Source organism: Labrys sp. WJW, assembly GCF_001676615.1.
GTDB classification, from domain to species: domain Bacteria; phylum Pseudomonadota; class Alphaproteobacteria; order Rhizobiales; family Labraceae; genus Labrys; species Labrys sedimenti.
The window spans coordinates 11,270-35,722 of sequence record NZ_LYXZ01000017.1 but is presented as its reverse complement, the minus strand read 5'-3'; the positions used below and the strand labels follow the sequence as shown (position 1 = coordinate 35,722).

General features: G+C 64.2%; 22 protein-coding genes. 6 read left to right on the top strand and 16 right to left on the bottom strand.

The genetic code is table 11. The features are described 5' to 3' along the window. Nucleotides 1-128 precede the first annotated feature (128 nt). Complete coding sequence (locus BA190_RS11565; protein WP_082979664.1) at nucleotides 129-2,201, bottom strand: acetoacetate--CoA ligase; 2,073 nt, start codon at nucleotides 2,199-2,201, stop codon at nucleotides 129-131. Between the two features lie 254 nt (nucleotides 2,202-2,455). Here BA190_RS11565 and BA190_RS11560 point away from each other — a divergent pair, with 254 nt between their 5' ends. Both BA190_RS11560 and BA190_RS11555 read left to right on the top strand, forming a co-directional pair. After that, nucleotides 2,456-3,130, top strand: coding sequence for a hypothetical protein (locus tag BA190_RS11560; RefSeq protein WP_068286577.1), 675 nt, complete (start codon nucleotides 2,456-2,458; stop codon nucleotides 3,128-3,130). Between the two features lie 279 nt (nucleotides 3,131-3,409). Continuing rightward, on the top strand, nucleotides 3,410-5,275 hold the full coding sequence (locus BA190_RS11555; RefSeq protein WP_068286572.1) for an AsmA family protein: 1,866 nt from the start codon (nucleotides 3,410-3,412) through the stop codon (nucleotides 5,273-5,275). A gap of 6 nt (nucleotides 5,276-5,281) precedes the next feature. Here BA190_RS11555 and BA190_RS11550 read toward each other — a convergent pair whose 3' ends face one another. From BA190_RS11550 to BA190_RS11520, 7 genes are all read right to left on the bottom strand, one after another. Further along, nucleotides 5,282-6,187: a carbohydrate ABC transporter permease gene (locus tag BA190_RS11550; protein WP_068286568.1), complete on the bottom strand. Its 906-nt coding sequence runs from the start codon at nucleotides 6,185-6,187 to the stop codon at nucleotides 5,282-5,284. A gap of 62 nt (nucleotides 6,188-6,249) precedes the next feature. After that, complete coding sequence (locus tag BA190_RS11545; RefSeq protein ID WP_068286565.1) at nucleotides 6,250-7,545, bottom strand: extracellular solute-binding protein; 1,296 nt, start codon at nucleotides 7,543-7,545, stop codon at nucleotides 6,250-6,252. A gap of 56 nt (nucleotides 7,546-7,601) precedes the next feature. Then, a complete protein-coding gene (locus tag BA190_RS11540) occupies nucleotides 7,602-8,426 on the bottom strand; it encodes a carbohydrate ABC transporter permease (RefSeq protein WP_068286562.1) in 825 nt (274 codons plus the stop codon). Between the two features lie 5 nt (nucleotides 8,427-8,431). Further along, entirely contained in the window at nucleotides 8,432-9,580 is a 1,149-nt protein-coding gene (locus tag BA190_RS11535; RefSeq protein ID WP_068286559.1) for an ABC transporter ATP-binding protein, read from the bottom strand. A 451-nt stretch (nucleotides 9,581-10,031) separates the two neighbouring features. Further along, the gene (locus BA190_RS11530; RefSeq protein WP_068286557.1) at nucleotides 10,032-10,850 is read right to left on the bottom strand and encodes an ABC transporter permease; all 819 of its coding nucleotides are present in this window, start codon (nucleotides 10,848-10,850) and stop codon (nucleotides 10,032-10,034) included. Then, a complete protein-coding gene (locus BA190_RS11525; RefSeq protein WP_068286554.1) occupies nucleotides 10,847-11,785 on the bottom strand; it encodes an ABC transporter permease subunit in 939 nt (312 codons plus the stop codon). Before BA190_RS11525 ends, BA190_RS11530 begins: the two co-directional genes overlap by 4 nt. Nucleotides 11,786-11,794: 9 nt before the next feature. Continuing rightward, on the bottom strand, nucleotides 11,795-12,982 hold the full coding sequence (locus BA190_RS11520; RefSeq protein WP_068286551.1) for an ABC transporter ATP-binding protein: 1,188 nt from the start codon (nucleotides 12,980-12,982) through the stop codon (nucleotides 11,795-11,797). 469 nt (nucleotides 12,983-13,451) lie between these two features. Between BA190_RS11520 and BA190_RS11515 the strand changes: the two genes are divergently transcribed. The 3 genes from BA190_RS11515 to BA190_RS11505 all read left to right on the top strand — a co-directional run bounded on the left by BA190_RS11515 (nucleotide 13,452) and on the right by BA190_RS11505 (nucleotide 17,871). Beyond that, complete coding sequence (locus tag BA190_RS11515; protein WP_202908457.1) at nucleotides 13,452-14,885, top strand: glutamine synthetase family protein; 1,434 nt, start codon at nucleotides 13,452-13,454, stop codon at nucleotides 14,883-14,885. 90 nt (nucleotides 14,886-14,975) lie between these two features. After that, nucleotides 14,976-16,265 carry an FAD-binding oxidoreductase gene (locus tag BA190_RS11510; protein ID WP_068286545.1) on the top strand — a complete coding sequence of 430 codons (1,290 nt, stop codon included), beginning with the start codon at nucleotides 14,976-14,978 and terminating at the stop codon, nucleotides 16,263-16,265. A 388-nt stretch (nucleotides 16,266-16,653) separates the two neighbouring features. Further along, nucleotides 16,654-17,871: an SGNH/GDSL hydrolase family protein gene (locus tag BA190_RS11505; protein ID WP_245314679.1), complete on the top strand. Its 1,218-nt coding sequence runs from the start codon at nucleotides 16,654-16,656 to the stop codon at nucleotides 17,869-17,871. Nucleotides 17,872-17,938: 67 nt separating this feature from the next. On the opposite strand, the gene BA190_RS11500 is transcribed toward BA190_RS11505, so the two are convergent. The 3 genes from BA190_RS11500 to BA190_RS11490 are packed head-to-tail and all read right to left on the bottom strand — an operon-like array spanning nucleotide 17,939 to nucleotide 20,464. Then, the gene (locus tag BA190_RS11500; RefSeq protein ID WP_371260314.1) at nucleotides 17,939-19,186 is read right to left on the bottom strand and encodes a Zn-dependent hydrolase; all 1,248 of its coding nucleotides are present in this window, start codon (nucleotides 19,184-19,186) and stop codon (nucleotides 17,939-17,941) included. Continuing rightward, nucleotides 19,183-19,713 carry an L-2-amino-thiazoline-4-carboxylic acid hydrolase gene (locus BA190_RS11495; protein WP_068286539.1) on the bottom strand — a complete coding sequence of 177 codons (531 nt, stop codon included), beginning with the start codon at nucleotides 19,711-19,713 and terminating at the stop codon, nucleotides 19,183-19,185. The genes BA190_RS11500 and BA190_RS11495 overlap by 4 nt, the downstream gene beginning before the upstream one ends. A 25-nt stretch (nucleotides 19,714-19,738) precedes the next feature. Continuing rightward, nucleotides 19,739-20,464, bottom strand: a complete 726-nt coding sequence (locus BA190_RS11490; protein WP_068286535.1) for an aspartate/glutamate racemase family protein — start codon at nucleotides 20,462-20,464, stop codon at nucleotides 19,739-19,741. Nucleotides 20,465-20,628: 164 nt separating this feature from the next. On the opposite strand from BA190_RS11490, the gene BA190_RS11485 reads away from it, so the two are divergent. Beyond that, nucleotides 20,629-21,093 carry an Lrp/AsnC family transcriptional regulator gene (locus BA190_RS11485; RefSeq protein ID WP_068286529.1) on the top strand — a complete coding sequence of 155 codons (465 nt, stop codon included), beginning with the start codon at nucleotides 20,629-20,631 and terminating at the stop codon, nucleotides 21,091-21,093. A gap of 9 nt (nucleotides 21,094-21,102) precedes the next feature. Here BA190_RS11485 and BA190_RS11480 read toward each other — a convergent pair whose 3' ends face one another. From BA190_RS11480 to BA190_RS11460, 5 genes are all read right to left on the bottom strand, one after another. Further along, nucleotides 21,103-21,660 carry a TetR/AcrR family transcriptional regulator gene (locus BA190_RS11480; RefSeq protein WP_068286527.1) on the bottom strand — a complete coding sequence of 186 codons (558 nt, stop codon included), beginning with the start codon at nucleotides 21,658-21,660 and terminating at the stop codon, nucleotides 21,103-21,105. Further along, nucleotides 21,661-22,134, bottom strand: coding sequence for a nuclear transport factor 2 family protein (locus BA190_RS11475; protein WP_068286526.1), 474 nt, complete (start codon nucleotides 22,132-22,134; stop codon nucleotides 21,661-21,663). A 124-nt stretch (nucleotides 22,135-22,258) separates the two neighbouring features. Further along, nucleotides 22,259-23,329, bottom strand: coding sequence for an Ldh family oxidoreductase (locus BA190_RS11470; protein ID WP_068286522.1), 1,071 nt, complete (start codon nucleotides 23,327-23,329; stop codon nucleotides 22,259-22,261). Then, nucleotides 23,326-23,541: a DNA gyrase inhibitor YacG gene (gene yacG / locus BA190_RS11465; RefSeq protein WP_068286520.1), complete on the bottom strand. Its 216-nt coding sequence runs from the start codon at nucleotides 23,539-23,541 to the stop codon at nucleotides 23,326-23,328. The genes BA190_RS11470 and yacG overlap by 4 nt, the downstream gene beginning before the upstream one ends. Beyond that, nucleotides 23,538-24,161: a Maf family nucleotide pyrophosphatase gene (locus tag BA190_RS11460; RefSeq protein WP_068286517.1), complete on the bottom strand. Its 624-nt coding sequence runs from the start codon at nucleotides 24,159-24,161 to the stop codon at nucleotides 23,538-23,540. Before BA190_RS11460 ends, yacG begins: the two co-directional genes overlap by 4 nt. Nucleotides 24,162-24,453: the final 292 nt, after the last annotated feature.

Below are 24,453 nucleotides of genomic sequence, written 5' to 3'. Positions count from 1 at the left end.
AAGCGCGCCCGGTGGAAGCCGGCGCGATGATCATCTTGTCATTGCCGGGCTGGGCCCGGCAAGAAACAACATTGTCGCGATTTTGGACCTGCCGATGCGATCGGTCCGGAAAGCGGCAGGCCTGTTTGTCAATCCCGCAGCGCCGGCAGGTCCTTGTAGAGGGCCAGCGCCTCGGGGTTGGCCAGGGCCTCCTGGTTCTTGACGCTGCGGCCGGCGACGATGTCGCGCACGGCAAGCTCGGTGATCTTGCCGGACTTGGTACGCGGGATGTCGGCGACGGCGATGATCTTGGCCGGCACGTGGCGCGGCGAGGCGCCGGTGCGGATCTGGCGCTTGATGCGATCGACGAGGGTGTCGTCCAGCGCCACGCCCTCGCGCAGGCGTACGAACAGCACGATGCGCACGTCGCCCTGCCAGTCCTGGCCGATGGCGAGCGATTCCAGCACATCCGGGATCTTCTCGACCTGGGCGTAGAGCTCGGCGGTTCCGATGCGCACCCCGCCTGGATTGAGTGTGGCGTCGGAGCGGCCATGGATGACCAGCCCGCCATGGCGGGTCCATTCGGCGAAGTCGCCATGGTGCCAGACATTGTCGAAGCGCTCGAAATAGGCGGCCCGGTATTTGTGGCCGCCTTCATCGTTCCAGAACTTTACCGGCATGGAGGGGAAGGGCCGGGTGCACACCAGCTCACCCTTCTCCTCGCGCACGCTCTGGCCCTCGTCGTTCCAGACGTCGACCGCCATGCCGAGGCCCGCTGCCTGGATCTCGCCCGACCAGACGGGCGAAGTGGGATCGCCCAGCACGAAGCAGGAAACGATATCGGTGCCGCCGGAGATGGAGGCAAGGTGGAGATCGGCCTTCACGTCTTCATAGACCCAGCGGAAGCCTTCCGGCGACAAAGGCGAGCCGGTCGAGGTCATCAGCCTGAGCGTGCTGAGATCATGGGTCTCGCGCGGCGTCAGCCCGGCCTTGTGGGCGGCATCGATATATTTGGCCGAGGTGCCGAACATCACGCCCTTTTCGCGGGTGACGAAATCGAACAGCACGCCGGCTTCAGGATGGAAGGGCGAGCCGTCGAACAGCAGCAGCGTCTCGCCATTGGCGAGGCCTGCGACCAGCCAGTTCCACATCATCCAGCCGCAGGTGGTGAAGTAGAAGCTGCGCTCGCCCGGTCTGAGATCGCATTGCAGGCGGTGTTCCTTGACCAGCTGCAAGAGCGTGCCGCCGGCGCCATGCACGATGCATTTGGGAACGCCGGTGGTGCCGGAGGAATAGAGGATGAACAAGGGCTGGTTGAAGGGGAGAGCCTCGAATGCCACCGGCTTGGCCCGGTAGGGCGCGGTGAGAATGGCCAGCGTCGTGCCTTCCGGGATCTTGGCCGCCACCGCCTCGGCCTCGCCGAGATAGGGTACGACCACCGTCTTGCAGCCGAGCTCGGCGGCGATGGCGATCACCTTGGGACCGTTGTCGATGCGCTTGCCGGCATACCAGTAGCCGTCGATGGCGAAGAAAAGCTTGGGCGCGATCTGGCCGAAGCGGTCGAGTACGCCGCGCTCGCCGAAATCGGGCGAGCAAGAGGAGAAGATCGCGCCGATCGAGGCTGCTGCCAGCATGATCGCCACCGTCTCGGGCCGGTTAGGCATCATGGCGGCAACGCGGTCGCCCACCTGCACGCCCTCGGCCCGCATCGCCTGCTGCAGCCGGGAGACGAGGTCGGTGAGCTCGCGCCAGCTCAAGGTGAGGCTGGCCTTGTCCTCACCCTGGAAGATCAGGGCGGGTTCGTCGTCGCTGCGCGGCAGCAGGTTCTCCGCGAAGTTCAGCCTGGCGTCCGGAAAGAAGCGGGCCTCGAGCATGTCGTCGAGATCGCTGGCGAGACGCTCGCCTTTCTCGCCCTTGATGCCGCTGTCATCCCAGATCAGGTTCCAGAAATCGGCAGCGCTTTCGACCGACCAGCGGTGCAGGTCGCGATAGGTCTTGAGGGAAAGGCCGTGCCGGGCGTTCGCAGCCGCGATGAAGGCTGCAACCTGCGTCCCAGCGACACGCGCGGGCGAGGGGACCCACAAGGGCTTGTCATCGGCCGGCTCGGCAGACCCCTTGGTGGCCTCCGCCGGCGCCTCGCCGGACGTGGGGTTCTTGCGGTCCTTGGCGGTCTTGCCGGCGGTTTCCTTGGCAGTGGCTTGGGCAGTGGTTTCCTTGGCCATGTCCTGGGCTGTTTCCCTTTGCTTCGGCGCTTCCCTTTGCAGAGTTTCCGGCATTGCCGCATCGCTCTTCGCAACTGCAGTATGACGATTTCGCGCTCTAAGGAAGAGGGTAATGCACCAACGCGTCTCAACCGGGATCTGCGCTTCGGTTCGAAAGCGGCCGGTCATCCGGACGATTGCAGCCCCTTGGAAAGGCCGAAGCCTTTGCCGGCGCTCTGCTATAAGACCGTCTCGTGCGTGAGGGAGCGGGGGTGATGGAGATCTGGACGGAACTCGACAGCCTGGTGACGGCGAATGGCGACCAGATCGCCTTGCGCCGGCGCGGCGATCTCTTCGACATCCGCTTCAACGGCTGGGAACTGATGTCGAACCAGGATCCCCGCTCGGAGATCGTACTGGCCGAGACCGTCTGCCGCCATCTTGATACAGCAGCGCCGCGCATCCTGATCGGCGGCCTCGGCTTGGGCTATACGCTGAGGGCGACGCTCGATGCCGCCGGTCCGCAGGCACGCATTCTCGTCAGCGAACTCCTGCCCGAGATCGTCGCCTGGAACCGGGGCGTGCTCGCCCCGCTCGCCGGCCACCCGCTTGCCGACCCGTGCGTCGAGGTCCGCACCGGCAGCGTTGCCGAGATCATCGCCGCCGAGCCCGGCGGCTTCGACGCCATCCTGCTCGATACCGACAATGGCCCCGATTATGTCGTGCACGCGCCGAACCACTGGCTCTATTCGGGCGAGGGAATTGCCCGCATCGCCGGCGCTCTCGCGCCAGGTGGCGTTGCCGGCCTGTGGTCGGCCACCCAATCGGAAGCCTTCGAGGCCAATCTGATTGCCTCGGGGCTGCCCTGGCGGCGCGAACGAGTATCGCTGGGGGAGCCGGGACAGGAGCCGTTTCATATGGTCTATCTGATCGGGGGGCCCGCAGGATAACAGCCGAGAGATTTCACGGAAGGTTGGGCGCCGGCCTCTTCCGGCTTTCTTAACCATGACGGCCCATGGTAGGGGGACTGGAGGCACGCGATTGTATCGTACCCGTCATGGCTGGCGACCGCCGCTTTTCCCGCATGGCGGCTTTGCCACAACCAAGCCTCGCTTTTACCATGATGGACTGCCATTTATAATGGATCGAGTTTGTGATTCAGCTCCGTCGCCCGGGCGCATGGCAGAGGTCACCAACCACCTTTTGATCGAGCGAGGCGCGGAAACGGCATGAAGCGTATTGGGCTATCCCTGGCCGCTATCGCCGCTGCGCTCATCGCACTGGTGCTTACCGTGCCATGGCTGACGCCGGAAAGCGTGCTGCGCGATACCTTCACCCGTGAGATCGTCGTTCTGACCGGCCGCACGCCTGTCATCGAGGGGCAGGTGCATCTGGCCTGGGCGCCGCTGCCGACGCTGATGATCGAGAAGGTGACCATTCCCGCCGCCGAAGGCCTGCCGCCGCTGCTGGTGGCCGACAAGATGCAGGGCACGCTGCGCCTGGCGTCTCTGGTGATCGGGCGCATCGAGATCTCGGGCCTGATGCTCAAGCGCGCCAGCATCGGCCTCACCGCCGGCAAGAATGGTATTCGCTCGTGGGACTTCAAGGAGGGCGTGCTGGCCGAGGCCGCAGCCGGGCGCTTCGACAAGCCGATGCCGGTCAAGACCATCCGGCTCATCGATGGCACCATCCGTTATGACGACAGCGCGCTCGGCCGGGCCACCTCCGTTTCGGTCGACGACGTCACGTTTGCCTGGGCCGGTCGCAGCGACGCGATGTCGGCGGCCGGCGTGATCAATTGGCGCAACCGCGAGGCCGAGATTGCCGTCGCACTCGCCGATCCCGCCAGCTTGATCGCAGGCGGCAAGTCGGACATGCGGGCGCGCATCAAGGGCGATACGCTCAACCTCGCCGCCAGCGGCACGCTGGATGGGGCGGGGCGGCTGGACGGCAAGGTCTCGGCCAGCGGCACTTCGCTGCGCGACACGCTGCGCTGGTTCGGATTTGGCCTGCCGGCCGGGCGCAGCCTTGCCGCCTATGACCTGCAGTCGCCTCTTACGCTCGATCACAGTGCCATTTCCCTCAACGAGGTGCAGCTCTCGCTCGACGGCAACGAGGCCGAAGGCTCGCTCACTGTCGAATTCGGCAAGGAGCGTCCCAAGGTCAGTGGCACGCTTGCCGCCGATGCGCTCGACCTCAGCGCCTATTCCAATGAACTCCAGCTTGCCGATGGCCGGCCACGTAAATGGCGTGCCGATCATATCAGCATCAACAGCCTGCTGGTCAGCGACCTCGATCTGCGCATCTCGGCTGGCGAAACTACCATCGACAAGGTCCGTCTCGGCCGTGCCGCGGCAACCGTTTCCACCCGCAACGGTCAGCTCGAACTCGCCCTCAGCGAGGCCGTCGCCTATGGCGGCACGCTCAAGGGCAATATCGCGCTCAAGCCTTCCGACAAGATGACCGAACTCGCCGCCGCCGCCAGCTTCGAAGGCGTCGACATGGGCAGCGCACTCGGCGATCTCTTCGGCTTCCGGCGACTGGAAGGAACCGGCACGGGGACGATAACCGTAAGCGGCACCGGTGCTTCTATCGCTGATCTGTCGCGCTCGCTGCAGGGGAGAGCCGATATCAGCGTTGCCGGCGGCTCCCTGGTCGGCATCGATCTCGCCAGCCTGATGCAGAAGATCAAACGGCGGCCGCTCGCGGCGCGTTTCGAATCTTCCTATGGCGGCCGCACCACCTTCGACCTCGCCAAGGCCGGCTTCAAGATCACGGACGGCATGGCCAAGACCGCCGACTGCCGCATGGAGAACGGATCCCTTTCGGTTTCGCTGACCGGGGATGCCAATATCGCCCTGCGCAGCCTCGACATGGCCGGGGTGGCCAATTGGAATGACTCCGATGTCGCCAACCCCTTCCGGCTGCCCTTCCGCGTTTATGGGGGCTGGGAGGTCCCGGTGATCGAGCCCGACACCGAGGCCTTGATCCGTCAATCGGGTGCCGCCGCGCCGCTGCTGCGCAGCTTCATCCAGCCGGGCCGTGACGTCACGCAGGACACCGGCAAGGCTCCGCCGGCCTCGGCGGCGCAGTAGGGCGGTTTAGCGTCCGCTTTCACCGGCCTGCGAGCGTTCCAGCACGGCAAAGAAGATCACCGTGAGAGCGAGCACGATCACCAGGAGCACGAAGGCTGCCGCCGCTCCCTCATTGAGCGACAGGCCGAGAAAGGCCCGGCGATAGGCGAAGAAGCTCAGCACCTCCGTGGCATTGCCGGGGCCGCCTTTTGTGAGCACATAGGGCAGGTCATAGGTGCGGAATTCGTTGATCAGCTGGATGATGATGGTGATGGCCGCCACCGGCCGCAGCATAGGCAGGGTGATATAGAAGAATTGCTGCCATGCCCGCGCGCCGTCGACCTCGGCAGCCTCGTAGGGGTCGCGCGGCAGGGCGGCGAGGCCAGCGGCCAGGATCAGCACAACGAAGGACATCTGCTGCCAGATGTCGATGGCCGCCATCGTCCACAACGCCATGCCCGGCGTGCCCAGCCAGTCGAGCCGGGGCAGGCCGAAGCTCTCCATCAGATGGTTGGCGATGCCGAGATTGGGCTGCAGCAGCATGCGCCAGATCAGGGCGACCGAAATCGGCGACATTGCCATCGGGATGGTGAGGATGGCGAAGTAGACCGGCTTCATGTGCACGGTGCGGTTGAGCATCAGGGCGATGCCGAGGCCAATAACGAACTCGCCGATCACGGTGATGGCCGAATAGCGTACCGTAAGCCAGAGGGCGTTCCAGAACAGCGGGTCGGCCAGCATCGATGCGAAGTTCTTGAAACCCACCAGCGGCATCAGGCTGGGCTTGATCAGCGTCATCGACGAGATCGACAGGATGCAGGCATAGACCAGCGGAAAGCCCATCACGATGGCGAGCAGCACGAGGCCCGGCAGGGCGAAAGCCCATCCGATCCGCCATTCCCGGCTGCGTCCTGCCAATCCCATCACGCTCATCTGTTGCACCGCTGGTTTCTAGGGCAGAACCGGCGCGGCCCGAAGACCGCGCCGGGGCAAATTCACTTGTCGAGCAGTTGCTGCAAGCCGTCCGAGGCTGCCTTCAGCGCCGCCTCGGAGGTCGCCTGGCCGCCGGCAGCGAGCGAGAGCTGCGTGCCGAGCACGTCTTCGTACTGGGCCGAATAGGTGAAGATCGGGAAGGACTTGCCGCTCGCCACCACGGATTCGGCCGTTGCGTAGAAGGGGTACTTCTTCAGCACCTCGGCATCCTTGTAGACGTCGGAGCGCACGGGTGCGTGGCCCTGCAAGGCGCGCTTCACCGAGATCTCCTTGCTCTGCACCCACTGGATGAAGGTCCAGGCCGCTTCCTGCTCCTCCGGCGTGGTGTTCTTGGGAATACCCCAGCCCCAGCCGCCACTCTCGCCATGGCCGCCGGGCATCACCGCAAGGCCGACCTTGCCGGCGACAGTCGGGCATTTGGCGGCATCGTCCATTTGCGGCAGCATCCACCAATAGGTCACCATGGAGAAGGCCGCGCCCGAGCACATCAGCCGCATGGTGTCGTCGAGCGTGGCCGAGGTCGCGCCCTGCTGGGCGCCGTTCTGGATGTTGTCGACATAGAGGTCGAGCGCCTTCTTGGCCTCCGGCGTGTTCAGAGAGGCCTTGCCGGAGGCGTCGCGATAGGCACCGCCCGCCGAGAACAGGTAGTTGGAGAATTCCATGCTGTTGGGATCGCCGCGCTGGCCCTGCATCGCCGCGCCGGCGACCTTGGCGTTGGCCTTCATGAATTTGGAGATCGCGACATAATCCTCCAGCGAGGTGGGCAGAGCGAGTTCCTTGCCGGTGGCACTCTTATAGGCAGCCTTCAGCTTCTCGTCGGCGAGAAGGTCCTTCCGATAGAGCAGACCCATCGAATAATTGTACATCGGCACTAGGTTGAGCTTGTCCTGGCTGCCGCCGAGCAGCTCGATGGTGGAGGGGATGAAGGCTCCGAGGTCGTATTTGCTCTTCTCGGCCAGAGGCTTGAGATCCAACAGCCAGTTCGCCGCCGGGAACTCGCCGGCCCAGAGGAAGTCGACTTCGAGCAGATTGTAATAGCTTTGCGGCCCCGTGAGCTGGGCGACCAGCTTGTCGTGCATGTCGGGATAGCCGATCTTCTCGAACTCGACCTTAATGCCGGTCTTCTGCTCGAATTCCGGCAGCAGTGCTTCGATGATCTTGGTCTCCGGCACGTCCTCCATCAAAGCGCGCAGGGTGACCGTCTCGGCGGCGGCCGACGACAGCGACGCCCCCAGCAGCATCGCCGTGCCGGCAGCCGCCAGCAGGGTTCTTTTCAAGCGGTTCTCGTTCCAGATCATGGCTCTATCCCTCTCTCATAATGCGCGGCTTTGTCGCCGCTCTGCGTATTGCCAGCCTATTTGACGCTGCCGAAGGTCAGTCCCTGGACGATGAAGCGCTGGATGAAGCGCGAGGCGACCACCAAAGGCAGGATGGCGAGGATGACGCCGGCCGAGACCTTGGCGATCTGCACACCGTTGGAGGTCTGCAGCGCGGCGAGCGCCACCGGTATGGTTGCCGTGGTCGGGCCGCTCAGCACCAGGGCGAACAGGAATTCGTTCCAGGCCAGGATGAAGCCGAGCACGCCGGCGGCGGCGATGCCGGGCAGCGACACCGGTAGCACGATGCGCCAGAACGCGCCCCAGGCTGTGGCGCCGTCGGTCATGGCGGCCCATTCGAGATCGATCGGCACGCCTTCGAAGAAACCCATCAGGATCCAGGTCAGGAAGGGCAGGTTGAGGGCGGCATAGACGATGATCAGCCCGGTCAGCGAGTTGGAGAGTTCCAGGCTGCGGAACAGCGTGAAGGTCGGCAGCACCAGCGCCACCGGCGGCAGCATCTGGGTGGCCAGCACGATGAAACGCGCCCAGCGCCCGCCGGTACGGAAGCGGGCGAAGGCATAGCCGGTGGTGGCCGCGAAGGGCAGGGCGACCAGCACCGAACCGAGGGCAACGACCAGGCTGTTGAGATAGGAGCCGCCGAAGCGGCTGGAGATCAGCGCCGCGTAGTTCTCGGTGGTGAAGGCCGGCATCAGCTCGCTGCTGTAGGAAAGCTGCTCGGGCAGGAAGCTGGTCCGGAGCACCCAGAGCGGCGGCAGCAGGATGAGGGCGCAGACGAGGACGAGGCCGAAATGCAGGCCGAAGCGCCGGCGGAAGGGGATGGTCTCGCTGTCGCTGCGCATCGTCGTCAGGCTCCTCCCGTCAGCGCCGGTCTGGCGATCACCTGCTCGGTTTCGGGATCGAACAGGTGCATCGGCAGCGCGTCGACATAGAGCTCGACGGTCGAGCCGATCGGCGCCGTGAAGTTCCGCCCGAGCCTCGCAGCAATCTCCAGCGGCTTGTCGCCGGTGCCGCCTGCGCCCGCGATCTGGCCTATCAGGATGTTCTCGGCGCCGAGGGCCTCGATGGCGACGACGCGGATCGCGATTTTCTGCCAGTCGGGATGCTGCGGGGTTTCGTAGAAGTCCTCGGCCCGGATGCCGAGGATCACCCGGCGCCCGGCCTGGCCGCCATAGACGTGGTTATGGCGGGCCGGCACGCTCAGCCTTGCACCGGCATCCGTCACCACCGCGAGGCCTTCGGCGGGCGCGGCTTCGAGCCTGGCCGGGATCAGGTTCATCGGCGGCGTCGCCAGGAAGCGGGCAACGAAGGTGTTGGCCGGATTGGCATAGACTTCGAGCGGCCGCCCGGCCTGGACCAGCCGGCCCTCGCGCATGATGCAGATGCGATCGCCCATCGTCATCGCCTCGACCTGGTCATGGGTGACATGCACGATGGTGCGGCCGAGGCGGCGATGGAGCTTGATGAGTTCGAGTCTCATCTCGGCCCGAAGCTGGGCATCGAGGTTGGAGAGCGGCTCGTCGAGCAGGAAGGCGGCGGGCTCGCGCACGATGGCCCGTCCCAAGGCGACGCGCTGGCGCTGGCCGCCCGACAGCGCCGCCGGCTTGCGGCCGAGCAGGTTCTGCAGGCCGAGCAACTGTGCGGCATCGGCGATCTTGGCATCGATGGTGGCGGCGTCGACGCCGCGCATCTTCAGGCCGAACGCCATGTTCTGGCGCACGCTCATATGCGGATAGAGGGCGTAGCTCTGGAACACCACGGCGATGTTGCGGTCGCGCGGGGCGACGCGGGTCATGCTCTTGCCGCCGATACGCAGCTCGCCGGAGGAAATGCCTTCGAGCCCGGCAATCATGCGCAGCGTGGTCGATTTCCCGCAGCCTGAAGGGCCGAGAAAAATGACGAATTCGCCGTCCGGGATGGTCAGGTCAACGTCGCGCACGCCATAGGCGCCATTGGCGTAGAGCTTGGAAACGTGGTCGAGTTCGATGGACGCCATGGTGCTTCCTAGCGCGCTGGCAGAGAGGCGAGCGTCGAAATGTGGAAAAGAACAGAATCAAACATGATCAATAACGGTTTCCATCGCCAGTGTTCAGTTTCCCCATGGCGGACCAACTCGTCATCCTTCCGCATGATTACGACAATTCTGATAAGAATGACAATAATCACTAAAAAAGAGGCGGATATGGTCCCTATTTTTTTGGGTTGGACTCAAATGCGCCTACGGAAAGGCCTGCCGATTCCGTCGACTGAACAGCATGCTATTCAACAAAATATAACATCGCAAGAGCGATTGTGTTAGAAAATGTTTGATTTGAATCTTTTAATTGACAGGTGCCCCGAGGGGCGTGCCGGGCACGGCGCACATGCCAGGAAGGCGCAAATGAGAAGACCCCCGCCCCGTGGACGGGGCGAGGGCCTGAAGCTTTCAGACAATTGGTCGGGGCAGGTCAGCCAGCGGCGGCCAGCCGTTCCGCGCGCTCGCGCTCCCTTTCGGCCCGGCTGGTATAGATGGCGGCGGCCACCACGCCGAGGGCGACCACGGCCAGCATCAGGGTGCAGGCGGCGTTGATCATCGGCGTCACGCCCAGGCGTACGGAGGAATAAATACGCATCGGCAACGTGTTCCAGCCCGGCCCCGAGGTGAAGCTGGCCAGGACCAGATCGTCGAGCGACAGGGTGAAAGCCAGCATCCAGCCCGAGATCACCGCCGGTGCGATGATCGGCAGGGTGATCAGGAAGAAGGCCTTGAAGGGGCGGCAGCCCAGATCCAGTGCCGCCTCCTCGATCGAGCGATCGAAGCTGACCAGGCGCGACTGCACCACCACCGTGACGAAGCACATGGTGAGCGTGACATGGGCGATGGTGATGGTCCAGAAGCCGCGGTCCATGCCGAGCGAAATGAAGAATAGCAACAGCGACAGGCCGATGATGATCTCAGGCATCACCAGCGGCGCATAGACCATGGCGGAAAAGGTCATGCGGCCGGGGAACCGGCCCATGCGGATCAGCACCACGGCGGCAAGCGTGCCGAGGATGGTGGCGATGGTGGCGGAGACGGTTGCGACGATCACCGTGATCTTCGCCGCATTCATGAAGGCTTCGTCGCGGAAGAGTTCGGTGTACCAGCGTGTCGACCAGCCGCCCCAAACCGTCACCAGCTTGGAGTCATTGAAGGAATAGACCACCAGGACGACGATCGGCAAATAGAGGAAGGCAAGGCCGAGGGCGACCGACGTCATGTTGAACCAGGAAGAACCTTGTTTCATCGGTCGGTCTCCAGCGCCTTGGCTTGGCTATGCTGATAATAGGTGATCGGCACGACCAGGATGATCAACAGGATCACGGCGACGGCGGAGGCCGCCGGCCAGTCGCGGTTGGAGAAGAACAGGTCCCACATCTGCTTGCCGATCATCAGCGTGGACGAGCCGCCGAGTAGGTCGGGGATGACGAATTCGCCCACCGCCGGGATGAAGCAGAGCATGCAGCCGGCGATCACGCCGGGCAGGGAGAGCGGGAACGTCACCAGCCAGAAGGCCTTGATCGGCTTGCAACCCAGATCCGCCGAGGCTTCCAGCAAAGTGTGATCCATCTTCTCCAGGGTCGAATAGAGCGGCAGGATCATGAAGGGCAGGTAGGAATAGACGATACCGATGAAGATCGCCCAATTGGTGTTGATGATCTGCAGGGGCTCGGAGATGATGCCGAGCTTGATCAGCGCCAGGTTGAGCAGGCCCTCGGGCTTGAGAATGCCGACCCAGGCATAGACGCGGATCAGGAACGAGGTCCAGAACGGCAGGATCACCAGCATCAGCAGGATGGGGCGCAGGCTCTTGGGTGCGCGTGCCATGCCATAGGCGACCGGATAGCCGACGATCAGCAGGAGGATAGTGGAGATGAAGGCGATCACCACGCTGGACAGATACGCCTTGAGATAAAGCGTGTCACCGTCCTCGCCCCAGATGTTGAACATCGTCCAGTAATTGTCGAAGTTCAGCTCGGAGACGAAGCCCTGAATGCTCTGCCAGGTCCCGTCGAAGTCGAAAACCGGCAGATAGGGCGGCTGGCCGAGCGCCGTCTGGCTGAGCGAGATTTTCAGCACCATCAGGAAGGGCAGGGCGAAGAAGATCGTCAGCCACAGATAGGGAACGGCGATCACCCCGGTGCGTCCGGAGAAGAAGCCCTTGCGGGTCTTGTCAGCCATGCCGCCCTCCTATTTGGTCAGGACGACGCCGGCATCCGGCGCAAAGCTGACATGGACCTTGTCTTCCCAGGTGATCGGGCGCTCGACGAAGCGGCTCATATTGGCCTGCGACACCCGGATGCGCTGGCCGGTGCCGGTGACGTCGACCAGATAATTGGTCCAGTCGCCGAGATAGCCGATGTCGAACACCTCGCCCACCAGCGAATTGCCTGGCGTGGCGGGCGCATCGAGCGAGATGCGCATCTTCTCGGGCCGGATGGCCAGGAAGACGTTCTGGCCGAGGGAGCAGCGTTCGGCGCTGTCGACGCTGAAAGCCTGGTTGCTCGACGAGGTGATGGTGAGCGAACTGCCGTTCTGCGACGAAACCTTGCCCTCGAGGATGTTGATGTTGCCGATGAAGTCGGCGACATAGCGCGAATTGGGCTGCTCGTAGATCTCGCCGGGCGGAGCGACCTGTACCAGCTTGCCATGGTCCATCACGGCGATGCGGTCCGACATCGTCATCGCCTCTTCCTGGTCATGCGTGACGATGACGAAGGTGATGCCGAGTTCGACCTGGATGTCCATCAGCTCGAATTGGGTTTCCTCGCGCAGTTTCTTGTCGAGGGCGCCGAGCGGCTCGTCGAGCAGCAGCACCTTGGGCTGCTTGGCAACGGCACGGGCCAGGGCGACGCGCTGGCGCTGGCCGCCCGAGAGCTGGTGCGGCTTGCGGGTGGCAAACTTCTCCAGCTTGACCAGCTTCAGCATCTGGCTGACGCGGGTCTCGATCTCCGCCTTGGGCATCTTGTCCATCTTGAGGCCGAAGGCGATGTTGTCGGCTACGCTCATATGCGGAAACAGCGCGTAGGACTGGAACATCATGTTGACCGGCCGCTCATAGGGCGGCACGCCGGCCAGATCCTTGCCCGCCAGGGTGATGCGCCCCGATGTCGGCTGCTCGAAGCCGGCCAGCATGCGCATCAAGGTGGTCTTGCCGCAGCCCGAGGGGCCGAGCAGGGAGAAGAATTCGCGCGGATGGATATCGAGCGAAACCTCATTCACTGCCACGAAATCGCCGAAGCGCTTGGTGACGTTCTCGAAGCGGATGAGGGGAACTTCTTTTGGATCGGCCCAGGGCTGGAATTTGCGGCGAACGCCGCCGATCGCCTTCTGCGATTTCACGGGCGCCGTGGCGCCGCCCCCGCCTGTATCAGACATGGTATCCCATCTGTTTGTGGTGATTGGTTCCAGCCTAAACCGGGAAGTCGGCGGCGGTCTACAGGGGAAATGCAATTCTGCGCAAAAATGTGATCACATTTTTTGTGATCACATTTTTTGGCCGTTCCGATTGACTTTTACATGCCGCTAAAGGCAGTGTGGCGCCAGCGTCGGTCCACCGATGCCTCTTTTGCGCGTCTTCCCCGATGCGCGGCGCGTGCGCCTCCGCCCTCCTAAACCAAGGGCCCGAACCGGAGGTTAGTCGCGTGATGGCTTCCTAGGCAGAGTTTCCCGGCAAGGCCCTCGGATGGGCCTTGCCGGGAAACTCTGCAAATATTTGATATCTTGCAGATTTCTCTCGATCGGGCCGCTGGCTCGATCGAGAGAAATCTGCCTGGTGGGCCGTCAAACAGGTCGCCGGCGCGTGTTTCGGGTCGCCGCTCCGCACTTCCTGCGGGGTGGAAGCCGCATGTGTGCGACGATGAGCAAAAAGAAGAAGTCAGACAAGCCCGAGCATTCTGGCGTGCCGGATATCGAATCCGCGCGCGGCATCTCCGGTGTCGAAAGCGCGAAGGACTGGTTCCGGGCGCGGGACATCGAAGAGATCGAGTGTCTGGTTCCCGACCAGGGCGGGGTGGCCCGCGGCAAGATCATGCCGGTGTCGAAGTTCCTGACCTCCCCGGTGATGAACCTGCCGCTTTCGATCTTCTACCAGTGCATTACCGGTGAATATCCGGCCTATGACGGGCTGGTGGACGCGGTGGAAGCCGATACCGACATGTTCATGCAGCCGGACTGGTCGACCCTGACCTCGGTGCCCTGGGCGATGGACCCGACCGCGCAGGTCATCCACGACGCCGTGACCCGCGACGGCCGCCCCGTCGAGCAGGCGCCGCGCCAGGTGCTGCGCCGCGTCCGCGAGCTCTATCGCAAGAGGGGTTGGCAGCCCGTGGTGGCGCCGGAGATCGAGTTCTATCTCGTCGAGCCCAACACCGATCCGGATTATCCGCTGAAACCCCCGATCGGCCGCTCGGGCCGCCCGGAACTCGGTCGGCAGGGCTATTCGATCTCGGCCGTCAACGAATTCGACGCCCTGTTCGAGGACATCTACAAATATTCCGAGCATCAGGGCCTTGAGATCGACACGCTGATCCACGAGGACGGCGTGGCGCAGATGGAGATCAATCTGCGTCATGGCGACCCGCTGGAACTGGCCGACCAGGTCTTCCTGTTCAAGCGCACCATCCGCGAAGCCTCGCTGCAGCACAAGATCTACGCCACCTTCATGGCCAAGCCCATGTCGGGCGAGCCGGGCTCGGCGCTGCACATCCACCAGTCGATCGTCGATGCCGAGAGCGGCCAGAACATCTTCTCCGATCCGGAGACCGGCGGGCCGACCCCGCTGTTCTTCTCCTTCCTGGCCGGCCAGCAGAAATATCTGCCGGCGATCATGTGCATGCTGGCACCCTATGTGAACTCCTATCGCCGGCTGACGCGCGATTCCATGGCGCCGATCAACGTGCAGTGGGGCTATGACAACCGCACGGCCGGCCTGCGGGTGCCGCCCTCCGGGCCCGATGCGCGGCGCGTCGAGAACCGGGTACCTTCCTCGGATGCCAATCCCTACCTCGCCATCGCCGCCAGCCTCGCCGCAGGCTATCTCGGCATGAGCGAGGAACTCGAGGCAACTCCGCCGATCGAGTCGGATGCCAAGAACCGCGATTTCGAGCTGCCCCAGAGCCTGCTCGAGGCGGTCGCGGAAATGGATGAGAGCGAGGCGATCCGGCAGGTGATGGGCTCGTCCTTCGTCACCGCCTATGCCGCGATCAAGCGCCAGGAGCACGAGACCTTCATGAAGGTGATCAGTCCCTGGGAACGCGAGCATCTGCTCCTGAACGTGTAGTATTTCTGAGAGCGCGGACATCCCGTCCGCTCTTTCTTCCCCAAGCACAATATTTCCAAGAGCGGACAGGATGTCCGCGCTCCCAACATCATGACCGACAATACCGGCCATCCGGCCAATTCCTATTATACGGCGACGGCCCGCAAGCTTCCCGCCCAGCCTCGGCTTCTGGGTGAGGAGCGGGCCGATGTCTGCATCGTCGGCGCCGGCTATACCGGGCTTGGCGCCGCGCTGGCCTTCGCGGAAAAAGGGCTTTCGGTGATCCTGCTCGAGGCCGCCGAGATCGGCTCGGGGGCCTCGGGGCGCAATGGCGGCCAGGTTCATTCCGGCCAGCGCCGCGACCAGGACTATCTGGAGAAATTGGTCGGCCTGGACGGCGCCAAGGCGCTATGGCGGATGGCCGAGGACGCCAAGGCCCATCTCAAGGGCCTGATTGCCCGGCACCGGATCGCCTGCGACTACAAGCAAGGCATTCTGATCGCCGACCACAAGCCGTCTTATGTGGCGATGTCGCACGCCTATGCCGAAAAGCTCAGGACTGTCTACGGCTATGACAAGGTCGAGGCGATCGGCAAGGCCGAGCTCGATGCCATCCTTGGCGCGAGCGGCTATCATGGCGGCTTCGTCGATCACGATGGCGGCCACCTCCACCCCCTGAACCTGGCTTTGGGGCTGGGGGCGGCGGCACTTGATGCCGGGGTCCGGGTCTTCGAGCGTTCGCGTGCGGTCAGCTATCGGGCGGAGGGGGCGAAGGCGGTGATCCGCACGTCGCAAGGCAGCGTTTCCGCCGACTGGCTGATCCTCGCCGGCGACGGCTATCTCTCGGGGCTCGACGCCTATACCGAGGCTCGGGTGATGCCGATCAACAATTTCATCCTGGCGACCGAGCCTTTCTCGGACAATGAAGCCAGGGCCTTGATCGCCAACGACTATGCCGTCGCCGACAGTCGCTTCGTGGTGAACTACTATCGCCTGTCGGCGGACCGGCGCCTGCTCTTCGGCGGTGGCGAGAACTATCGCTCGGGCTTCCCCTCGGACATGAAGGCCTTCGTGCGCAAGCGCATGCTCAAGGTCTTCCCGCAACTCGAAAACAAGCGCATCGACTATGCCTGGGGCGGCACGCTGGGCATCACCACCACGCGCCTGCCTTTCGTGCGGCGGCTGGCGCCGAACGTGCTGACGGCTTCGGGTTATTCAGGGCAGGGCGTGATGCTCGCGCCCTATTTCGGCAAGATCCTGGCGGATGTCACCGCCGCCAGCCTTGGCGAGTTCGATCGCCTCGCCGCCCTGCCGACGCCGCCGTTCCCGGGCGGACGCCTGTTGCGCTGGCCGACCCTGGTGGCCGGCATGAGCTATTACGCGCTAAGGGACCGGCTCTGAACCCACGCTAAACGCGCTCGAGCGGGGAGCTTGCCTGCGTGGGCTCCCCATTCTGAAGCGTCTTTGCGATTCTCGTCGAGCCAATTCTCAAGGACGCTTTCGCCGGTTGGGTTCGCGCGAGCAGGCTGCCCGGCATCCGGCTTGCAAGATCCAGGAAAAAATCACACTCTCCCGCTGCTTCGGAAGTCTTCTGTGCCACGATGCGGGATGCTTCCTTTCTATACGCAATCAAGACAACGTCATTTTACAATATTGTCAAAGCGGGATGGAAAGCACCATGGTTTCCTATTTGGATTATTATGAGCCTGGATCGAGTATGCGCCGGATTTTGTCTGCGCGATTGATCGGATGGGCTGTCAGGACTTCATTTGTCGTGGGGACATTGACCTTGGCCGCGGTCCCGGCAAGTGCGGGAGGTGTCGAGCCCTGGATCACGACATGGGCGGCCACGCCTGCTCCGCGCTGGGCAGAAGAACTGCCGGCCCCCTTCGACGTGCCGGAAGTGCTGGGAGACCAGACCGTCCGCCAGATCGCCCGCATCAGCGTTGGGGGCGAGCAAATACGTATCGTCATCTCCAACGAGTTCGGCACGCGCCCGGTAACCATCGGTTCGGCCAGCGTGGCCCTGTCCAAGGGCGGCAGCGCCGTGGATGAGGGGTCCGTCAAGGCCTTGACCTTCGGTGGCAAGCCATCGGCCGTGATCCCGCCCGGTGCTCCCCTGGTCAGCGACCCCGTGGACCTCACGGTCAAGGCCCTGTCGAGCCTGGCCGTCAGCTTCTACCTGCCCAAGCGTGCCGGCATCACCTCGGTCCATTGGGACGGCGTGCAGACCGGCTATGTCTCCGGTCCGGGAGACAAGACCAAGGAGGCCGATTTCGCACCCGCCAGCACCAACAAATCGCGCCTGCTGCTCAGCCGCATCCTGACCACGGCCAAGCCGGAGTCGAAGGCGATCGTGTTCTTCGGCGATTCCATCACCGACGGGGCCTGCTCCACGCCGGACAAGAACAATCGCTGGCCCGACCATGTCGCCGAGCGCCTGCAGGCCGAGGGCCATGCCGATGTCGCCGTGGTCAACGAGGCCTATTCGGGCAATCGCGTGCTCTCCAACGGCATGGGAACCAATGCCCTCAGCCGCTTCGACATGTCGGTGTTGAGCCATCCGCGGGTTTCGACCGTGGTGATGATGATGGGCATCAACGATATCGGCTGGCCGGGCAAGGACGCCATCACCCCGGCTGATCCCGAGCCCACGGCCGAAGACGTGATCGCCGGCTACAAGCAGATCATCGACCGGGCCCACGCCCATGGCATCCGTTTCGTCGGCGTGACCCTCACGCCCTTCGTCGACACCTTCAAGGGGCTGCCGACCTCCGGCTACTACACGCCGGAGAAGGAGAAGATCCGCCAGGAGGTCAATGCCTGGATCCGGACCAACAAGATGGCGGACGGGCTGATCGATTTCGACAAGGTGCTCGAGGATCCCGCCAAGCCCGACAACATCAATCCCGCCTATGATTGCGGCGACCACCTGCATCCCAACGACGCCGGCTATCAGGCCATGGCCAAGGCGGTCGATCTCGGCGTGCTGGTGCCCAAGCCGTAGCAGGGCAAACGGCATCCCCGGCGTCGGCCCTGCGCCAGGGATGCTCCATGGAGTTCGACAGATGGCGTCAGGCCAATCGGCGGTCGAGTTCGAGAAGGGTGCGCAGCAGCACCGCGGCGCCGTCGGCGCATTGCCGGGGCGATGAATATTCCCGCTCGTTGTGGGAGAGCCCGTCGCGGGATGGGATGAAGATCATCGCCGTCGGCGCGAGGGTCGCCATGTGGGCGGCGTCGTGGCCGGCGCCGGAGGCGATGTCGCGGCAGGACAGCCCACAATCGGCAGCCGCCTGGCGGACAGCTTCGATGCAGGCGGGATCGAAGGCCACCGGCTTCTTGGCCCAGATCCGCTCGATGCGGCTGTCGGCCTGGCCGGCAACGGCCTGCCGCAGTGCCGCTTCCATGGCGTCCAGCCCGGCTTCGCTGGGATGGCGCATGTCGATCTGCAGGCTGACCTGGCCCGGGACGACATTGCGGGAGTTCGGGAAGGTATCGGCATGGCCCACCGTCAGTACGCCGGGAGCGTGGGCACGGCCGATCGCCTCGACATCGAGGATGAGCCGGGCGGCGGCGGTCAACGCATCGCGGCGGTTCGCCATCGGGGTCGAGCCGGCATGGGACTCGGTGCCCTCGATCACCACGTCGAACCAGCGCAGGCCCTGCACGCCGGTGACGGCGCCGATCGCGATGCCTTCCGCTTCCAGAACAGGTCCCTGTTCGATGTGGAGTTCGACATAGGCGACGGGAGCCTGCCTGTCGACGTGGCTGCCGCGATAGCCGATGGCTTCGAGGGCCTGGCCAACGCTGATGCCGGCGTGGTCGCGGACCGCGAGCGCCTCGTCGAGCGCGGTGGCGCCGGCATGCACGCCCGAGCCGAACATGGCCGGGGAAAAGCGCGAGCCTTCCTCATTGGTCCAGTTCACCACGGTCAGCGGGTGTTCGGTGACGAGGCCTGAGCTCTTCAGGGCACGAAGAACGGCGAGCCCGGCCAGCACGCCGAGGATGCCGTCATAGCGCCCGCCGCCCGGCTGGGTGTCGAGATGGCTGCCGGTCATGATGGCGGGCAGGGCGGGATTGCGCCCGGGATAGCAGGCGAACAGGTTGCCGATCGGATCGACGCCCACGTTGCAGCCAAGCTCGAGGCAGCAGGCCGTGAACCAGTCCCGGACAGCCTTGTCTTCCGGCGTGAGCGTCAGGCGGGAGACGCCGCCATTTCCGGCGCCGCCGAAATGCGCGGTGGCCTCGATGTCGGCGTTGAGCTGTGCCGCATCGATGCGAGGCATCGAGCCCGGCCGGCTGGCGAGAGGCTGGTCCATCATTCCGCCTTGGCGGTTTCTTGCAGCTTGTAGCGGAAATTGCAGTGGCTGGAACCGTCCATGATGGTCTGCGTACGCTCCAGCGTGATGCGCGGATCATAGCCGGTGCAGAACACCCCGTCGCGGTTGCAGGACAAGAGGTGCCCGATCTTGCCCAGCCCCATTTCCTTGTAGGTCTCGGCATAGCGGCAGCGATGGACGTTGTAGTCGAACTCGGTGTCGGTGGCCTTGACCACTTCGATCACCAGCGCGTCGTCCTGGGTCCACAGCGCCTGCAGATCCTGGAAGCTGCGCAAATCGGTGCCACCCGGGGTCTTGGCGGCAAAGCTGCGCCCGGCCGCGATGGCGGCCTTGCGAATGGCGGAATCCAGGATCGATTGCGCCACCTCCTCGCCGAGGCGCTCGCGCATTTCCTCGTAGATGGGGGCGATGATGCCGGCTTCGATCCGGCGGCGGGCGAGAATGCCGATCTCGCCCTCCATGACCGCCTTTGCATTGTCTTCCCGGCCGGACTCTCCTGCCTGGCTCATGGTCTGCCTCCTGCTCGCTGATCGATCATGCTGCCAGTTGGGCAGCGTCCGGGCCGGAGGCAAGCGAAAAATCGACGGCGGCTGCCGCGTGGATCGCCGTGGAGTCGAAGCCGGGCAGGGTCAGGCCATCGGGGGAGAGGATCAGGCAGATCTCGGTGCAGCCAAGGATGACGCTGTCGGCACCGGCAGCCTTGGCCTGCTCGATCAGGGCTTCCAGCTTGCGGCGCGAGGCTTCCTCGACCCGTCCGGCGCAAAGCTCGGAGAAGATGATGTCGTGCACCACGCTCCGGCCGCCGGCATCGGGCACCATCACCTCGATGCCGTGCTCGCGCATGCGCTCGGCATAGAAGCCGTGTTCCATGGTGTAACGGGTGGCGAGCAGGAGAGGGCGGCTGCGGCCGGCCGCCGTCAGCGCCTTGGCGGTTTCGTCGATGATGTCGATCAGCGGGCAGGCGATCGCCGCCTGCACCGGATCGGCGACCAGATGCATGGTGTTGGTGCAGATCAGCACACAGCCGGCACCGGCATTCTGGAGATCGCGCGCCACGCTCGCCAGCCGTTCGGCGGCCGCATCCCAGTGCCCGGCCTTCTGCATGTCGACGATGTCCTGGAAATTCACCGAATGCAGCATGACCTCGGCCGAATGCAACTCGCCGCGCCGGGCGCGCACTGCCTCGTTGATCAGCTTGTAATAAATCGCCGAGCTCTCGAAGCTCATGCCGCCGATCAGGCCGATTTTCCGCATGTCCATCTCCCGTCCCAGGGCTTGGTTTCCATGTCGGAATAATGCCTCGAAACCCGCGAAAATAGATTGCATTGTTTGGGCGCCGTGGCTGCTATTTTAACAAAAATATTGCGATATTTTCATACATACGCAAAAATCTTGCGCGATAAAGATGGATGCGCAGAGAAATCATGAAGCTCGATCAGCGCGACAAGCAGATCCTGGCAATGCTCCAGCTTCAGGCGGATCATCCGCTCGCCGATCTCGCCGAGAAGACCCATTTGTCGCCTTCGGCCTGCTGGCGGCGCATCAAGCGGCTGGAGGAGGAGGGCTACATCCTCCGGCGCGCGGCCCTGCTCGACCGCAGGAAAGTGGGAGTGCCGACCACCGTCTATGTCATGATCCGCACCGCGAACCATTCGCTCGACTGGCTGGAGCGCTTTCGGGCTCTCGTCGCCGATACGCCGGAGATCGTCGAGATGCATCGGCTCACCGGGGATATCGACTATCTGCTCAAGATCGTGCTGCCCGATGTAGAGAGCCTCGACCTGGTCTACAAGAAGCTGGTGGCCAAGCTGCAGTTCAACGACATCTCCTCCTACATCTCGATGGAGATGTTCAAGGACACCACGGTGCTGCCGCTCACCAATGCCTGACGGCAGGCCTCAGGCCAGGGGGATGAGCGCCTTCAGCCGCGCCATCCGCCGGCCGAACAGGGAGGGATCGCCGAGGGCGCGTGCCGTGACCAGCGCACCCTGGATGCCGGCGACGATATCCTCGGCAAGTGCGTCGGCGAGATCAGGCGCCTTGCCGAGGCGCCGCAGTGCCCCCGCCAGGGCGTCGCGCCATTCGGCGAAATAGGCGTTGATGGCGTCGGCAAAACGGTCGCGCACATCCGACAGGGCGAACACGCCGACGATGCAGACCCGCCCGCCCGAGTGGAAATAGCGGTCCGTCGCCTCGAACATGGCAGAGATCGCGGCAGCCGGATCCGTCGTGGCGCGCAGCGGTTCGAAGACATGGCTGCGGAACCAGCCGTCGATATGATCGAGCACGGCAGCCGCCATCTCCTCCTTCCCGCCCGGGAAGAAGTTGTAGAGACTGCCCTTACCCAAGCCCGTCCGCTGGCCGATGAGGGCGAGGCTAGCGCCCTCATAGCCATGGCTGCGGAAGACCTCGGTGAGAGCCGGGATGATGTCGGCGCGCTCGCGAATTGTCTTCATCTAAAGGCCGAGATCGTTGAGACCCGGGTGGTCGGCGGGGCGGGGAGCGGAGCGATCCCAGTGGAACTTGCGCTCGCTCTCGGCGATCGGCAGGTCGTTGATGGAGGCGTGGCGCACGGCCATCAGGCCGTTCTCATCGAACTCCCAGTTCTCGTTGCCATAGGAGCGGAACCAGTTGCCCTCGGCGTCGTGCCACTCATAGGCAAAGCGCACGCCGATGCGGTTGTCGCCATAGGCCCACAATTCCTTGATCAGGCGATAATCCTGCTCGCGCTGCCATTTGCGGGTGAGGAAGGCCACGATCTCGGGCCGCCCCCTGAGGAACTCCGAGCGGTTCCGCCAGCGGCTGTCTGGCGTGTAGGCGAGCGAAACGCGCTCGGGATTGCAGCTGTTCCAGCCATCCTCGGCGGCACGGATCTTCTGGATCGCGGCTTCACGGGTGAAGGGGGGAAGCGGCGGGCGTTGTTCGGGCATGACGACATCCTCTTTGTACCGATCGTTCCATCATGGACCGATCGGTACAGGAGTCAAGCCCTTCCTTGGAGCGCAGACATCTCAGCGACATGCAGGCATGTCGCTGAGATGTCCGCGCTCCGCCTCACGCCTTCTGCGGCAAAGTCAGCCCATATTTGCTGCCGAGTTCGACGAAAGCCTCTTCGCTGACCGGGTCGACGGGCACGCCGTTGCGTGCCCGCTCTTCCTCTACCGCCCATTCGCGGTCGCCCGGCGCCATCGGCTTGCCGGTCGCGCCTTCGGCCGGCACGGCGGCGCGGATATTGGCGAGATAGCGCGTCATGATCGCACCGTAGATCTCGGGGGCGATGAAGGCCGAGGGGTTGATGGCGAGGGCAAAGCCGCCCATGTCGCGCGGGGCGCCGGTCGAAGGCTGGCCATACATCGGCACCAGTTCGGTGGAGAGCGCCATGCCGGTGAGGGGGGCAGACAGGATCTCCACCAGCCCGGCGAGCGCCGCGCCCTTGAAGCCCTGCTCGCCGCCCACCGGCGAGAGCACGCGGGCAGCTTCCGGATCGGTGGTGTCGACGCCCTTCTCGTCCACGGCCACGCCTCGCGGCAGAGTGAGGCCGAGCGAACGATAGAGCAGCACGCGGTTTTGCGGAATTGCGCTGGTCGCCATGTCCATCAGCCAGGGGCGCTGGCCCGGCACCGGTGCGCCGATGGCGATCGGGCTGGTGCCGTGGAAGGCGTCGCGCCCGTCGAACAGCCGCACGGCCGCGTCGGAATTGGCGGTGAGCAGGCCGATGAAGCCCTGCTCGGCCGCCCACATCGGATAGGCGCCGGCGGCGCCCATATGGGAGGAACGCCGGATGGTGACCGCGCCGATGCCCTGCGTCCTGGCGATATCGACGGCCACTTCCATGGCCCGGTAGCAGGCCAGGTGTCCGATGGCACCATCGGCATCGAGAACGGCGGTGGCGCCTTCGCCGCGCTGCACTTCGAGTTGGGGATGGCCGTTGATCTCGCCACTGGCCAGCACCGAGAGGTAATAGGGCAGCAGCCGGACGCCATGGCTGTCCACGCCTAGGCGCGAGGCATGCATCATGGCGCGGGTAGCGGCCTGTGCCGAGGGCGCATCGGCCCCACCGGCCAGGAGGGCGGATTCGAGAAAGGCTTCGAGGCTGCTACTCGTATAACGCTGCGGTTCGCTCATCGGTCACGCTCTGTCTTCGGATAATCATCCCGGTTATCGGGATCGATCTGGTCGGCTTCTTCGCCGGGAATGGCATAAACGCCCTTCAGCCAGCGCGACAGATCGATGTCGGCGCAGCGCTTGGAGCAGAAGGGCTTGCTGGCCTCGACACTGGGCTTGCCGCAGATCGGGCATTTGCGCTTGACCAGGGGGGTAGGTACGGGGTCGCTCATATCTCGTCCCTCCAGGTGCCGCGAACCGGGAAGCCTGCGCCTTCGAGCAGGCTCACCGTCTCGTAGAGCGGCAGGCCGACGACATTGGTGTAGGACCCGACGAGTCGCAGCACGAATACACCGGCCAGGCCCTGGATGGCGTATCCGCCCGCCTTGCCGTGCCATTCGTTGGAGTCGAGATAGGCATTGAGTTCGTCTAGCGACAGATGCTTGAAGCGTACTCGCGTTTCCACCAGCCGGGTCCGGATGGTGCCGTGCGGATCGGCGACGGCGACGCCCGTCATCACGATATGGCTGCGGCCCGACAGCAGGCTGAGGCAGGCTTCGGCATCCTCGCGCGTTTCGGCCTTGGGCAGGATGCGCCCGGTGCAGGCCACCACCGTATCGGCCGACACCGTATAGGCGCCGGCGAGATCGGAGCGGCTTGCAAGGGTCGTCAGGGCGGTTTCGAGCTTGCCCCTGGCGAGGCGCTGCACCAGCATGCGCGCCGCCTCGCCGCGCCTGGGCGTTTCATCGATATCGGTGGGCAGCAACGCATCCGGTTCGCAGCCTGCCTGCTCGAGCAGGGCATGGCGGCGCGGGCTGGCGGAAGCGAGCACGAGCTTGGGACGTTCAGTCATGACAGGCGCAATAGCAGGATTCGTCGTGTTTGGACCAGAGTCGGCTGAGAAATAGAACCGGCCCCGTTGGATCGCGGCCTGCCTCCAGGAGGAGGGCATCCTTCGAGAGGCGCCGCCGGCTTGCAAAAAGTTCCGTAGGGAACACAAGTTGAGGTCGCATCTATATTAAGGCGCCCGGCAACTATAAATGCCGTGCTATGTATTTCATTGCGAGGGGCCGAGGACAATTTGCGCGGCATGTCAACATGCCCGAATGACCTCCAATGATTTCGATTGAATCGTGAATGGGGAA

Excerpts from the sequence above, each read along its gene's own strand:
- BA190_RS11565 (WP_082979664.1), bottom strand. The coding sequence starts at position 2,201 with ATGGCCAAGGAAACCACTGCCCAAGCCACTGCCAAGGAAACCGCCGGC.
- BA190_RS11560 (WP_068286577.1), top strand. The coding sequence starts at position 2,456 with ATGGAGATCTGGACGGAACTCGACAGCCTGGTGACGGCGAATGGCGAC.
- BA190_RS11555 (WP_068286572.1), top strand. The coding sequence starts at position 3,410 with ATGAAGCGTATTGGGCTATCCCTGGCCGCTATCGCCGCTGCGCTCATC.
- BA190_RS11550 (WP_068286568.1), bottom strand. The coding sequence starts at position 6,187 with ATGAGCGTGATGGGATTGGCAGGACGCAGCCGGGAATGGCGGATCGGA.
- BA190_RS11545 (WP_068286565.1), bottom strand. The coding sequence starts at position 7,545 with ATGATCTGGAACGAGAACCGCTTGAAAAGAACCCTGCTGGCGGCTGCC.
- BA190_RS11540 (WP_068286562.1), bottom strand. The coding sequence starts at position 8,426 with ATGCGCAGCGACAGCGAGACCATCCCCTTCCGCCGGCGCTTCGGCCTG.
- BA190_RS11535 (WP_068286559.1), bottom strand. The coding sequence starts at position 9,580 with ATGGCGTCCATCGAACTCGACCACGTTTCCAAGCTCTACGCCAATGGC.
- BA190_RS11530 (WP_068286557.1), bottom strand. The coding sequence starts at position 10,850 with ATGAAACAAGGTTCTTCCTGGTTCAACATGACGTCGGTCGCCCTCGGC.
- BA190_RS11525 (WP_068286554.1), bottom strand. The coding sequence starts at position 11,785 with ATGGCTGACAAGACCCGCAAGGGCTTCTTCTCCGGACGCACCGGGGTG.
- BA190_RS11520 (WP_068286551.1), bottom strand. The coding sequence starts at position 12,982 with ATGTCTGATACAGGCGGGGGCGGCGCCACGGCGCCCGTGAAATCGCAG.
- BA190_RS11515 (WP_202908457.1), top strand. The coding sequence starts at position 13,452 with ATGTGTGCGACGATGAGCAAAAAGAAGAAGTCAGACAAGCCCGAGCAT.
- BA190_RS11510 (WP_068286545.1), top strand. The coding sequence starts at position 14,976 with ATGACCGACAATACCGGCCATCCGGCCAATTCCTATTATACGGCGACG.
- BA190_RS11500 (WP_371260314.1), bottom strand. The coding sequence starts at position 19,186 with ATGATGGACCAGCCTCTCGCCAGCCGGCCGGGCTCGATGCCTCGCATC.
- BA190_RS11495 (WP_068286539.1), bottom strand. The coding sequence starts at position 19,713 with ATGAGCCAGGCAGGAGAGTCCGGCCGGGAAGACAATGCAAAGGCGGTC.
- BA190_RS11490 (WP_068286535.1), bottom strand. The coding sequence starts at position 20,464 with ATGGACATGCGGAAAATCGGCCTGATCGGCGGCATGAGCTTCGAGAGC.
- BA190_RS11485 (WP_068286529.1), top strand. The coding sequence starts at position 20,629 with ATGAAGCTCGATCAGCGCGACAAGCAGATCCTGGCAATGCTCCAGCTT.
- BA190_RS11480 (WP_068286527.1), bottom strand. The coding sequence starts at position 21,660 with ATGAAGACAATTCGCGAGCGCGCCGACATCATCCCGGCTCTCACCGAG.
- BA190_RS11475 (WP_068286526.1), bottom strand. The coding sequence starts at position 22,134 with ATGCCCGAACAACGCCCGCCGCTTCCCCCCTTCACCCGTGAAGCCGCG.
- BA190_RS11470 (WP_068286522.1), bottom strand. The coding sequence starts at position 23,329 with ATGAGCGAACCGCAGCGTTATACGAGTAGCAGCCTCGAAGCCTTTCTC.
- yacG (WP_068286520.1), bottom strand. The coding sequence starts at position 23,541 with ATGAGCGACCCCGTACCTACCCCCCTGGTCAAGCGCAAATGCCCGATC.
- BA190_RS11460 (WP_068286517.1), bottom strand. The coding sequence starts at position 24,161 with ATGACTGAACGTCCCAAGCTCGTGCTCGCTTCCGCCAGCCCGCGCCGC.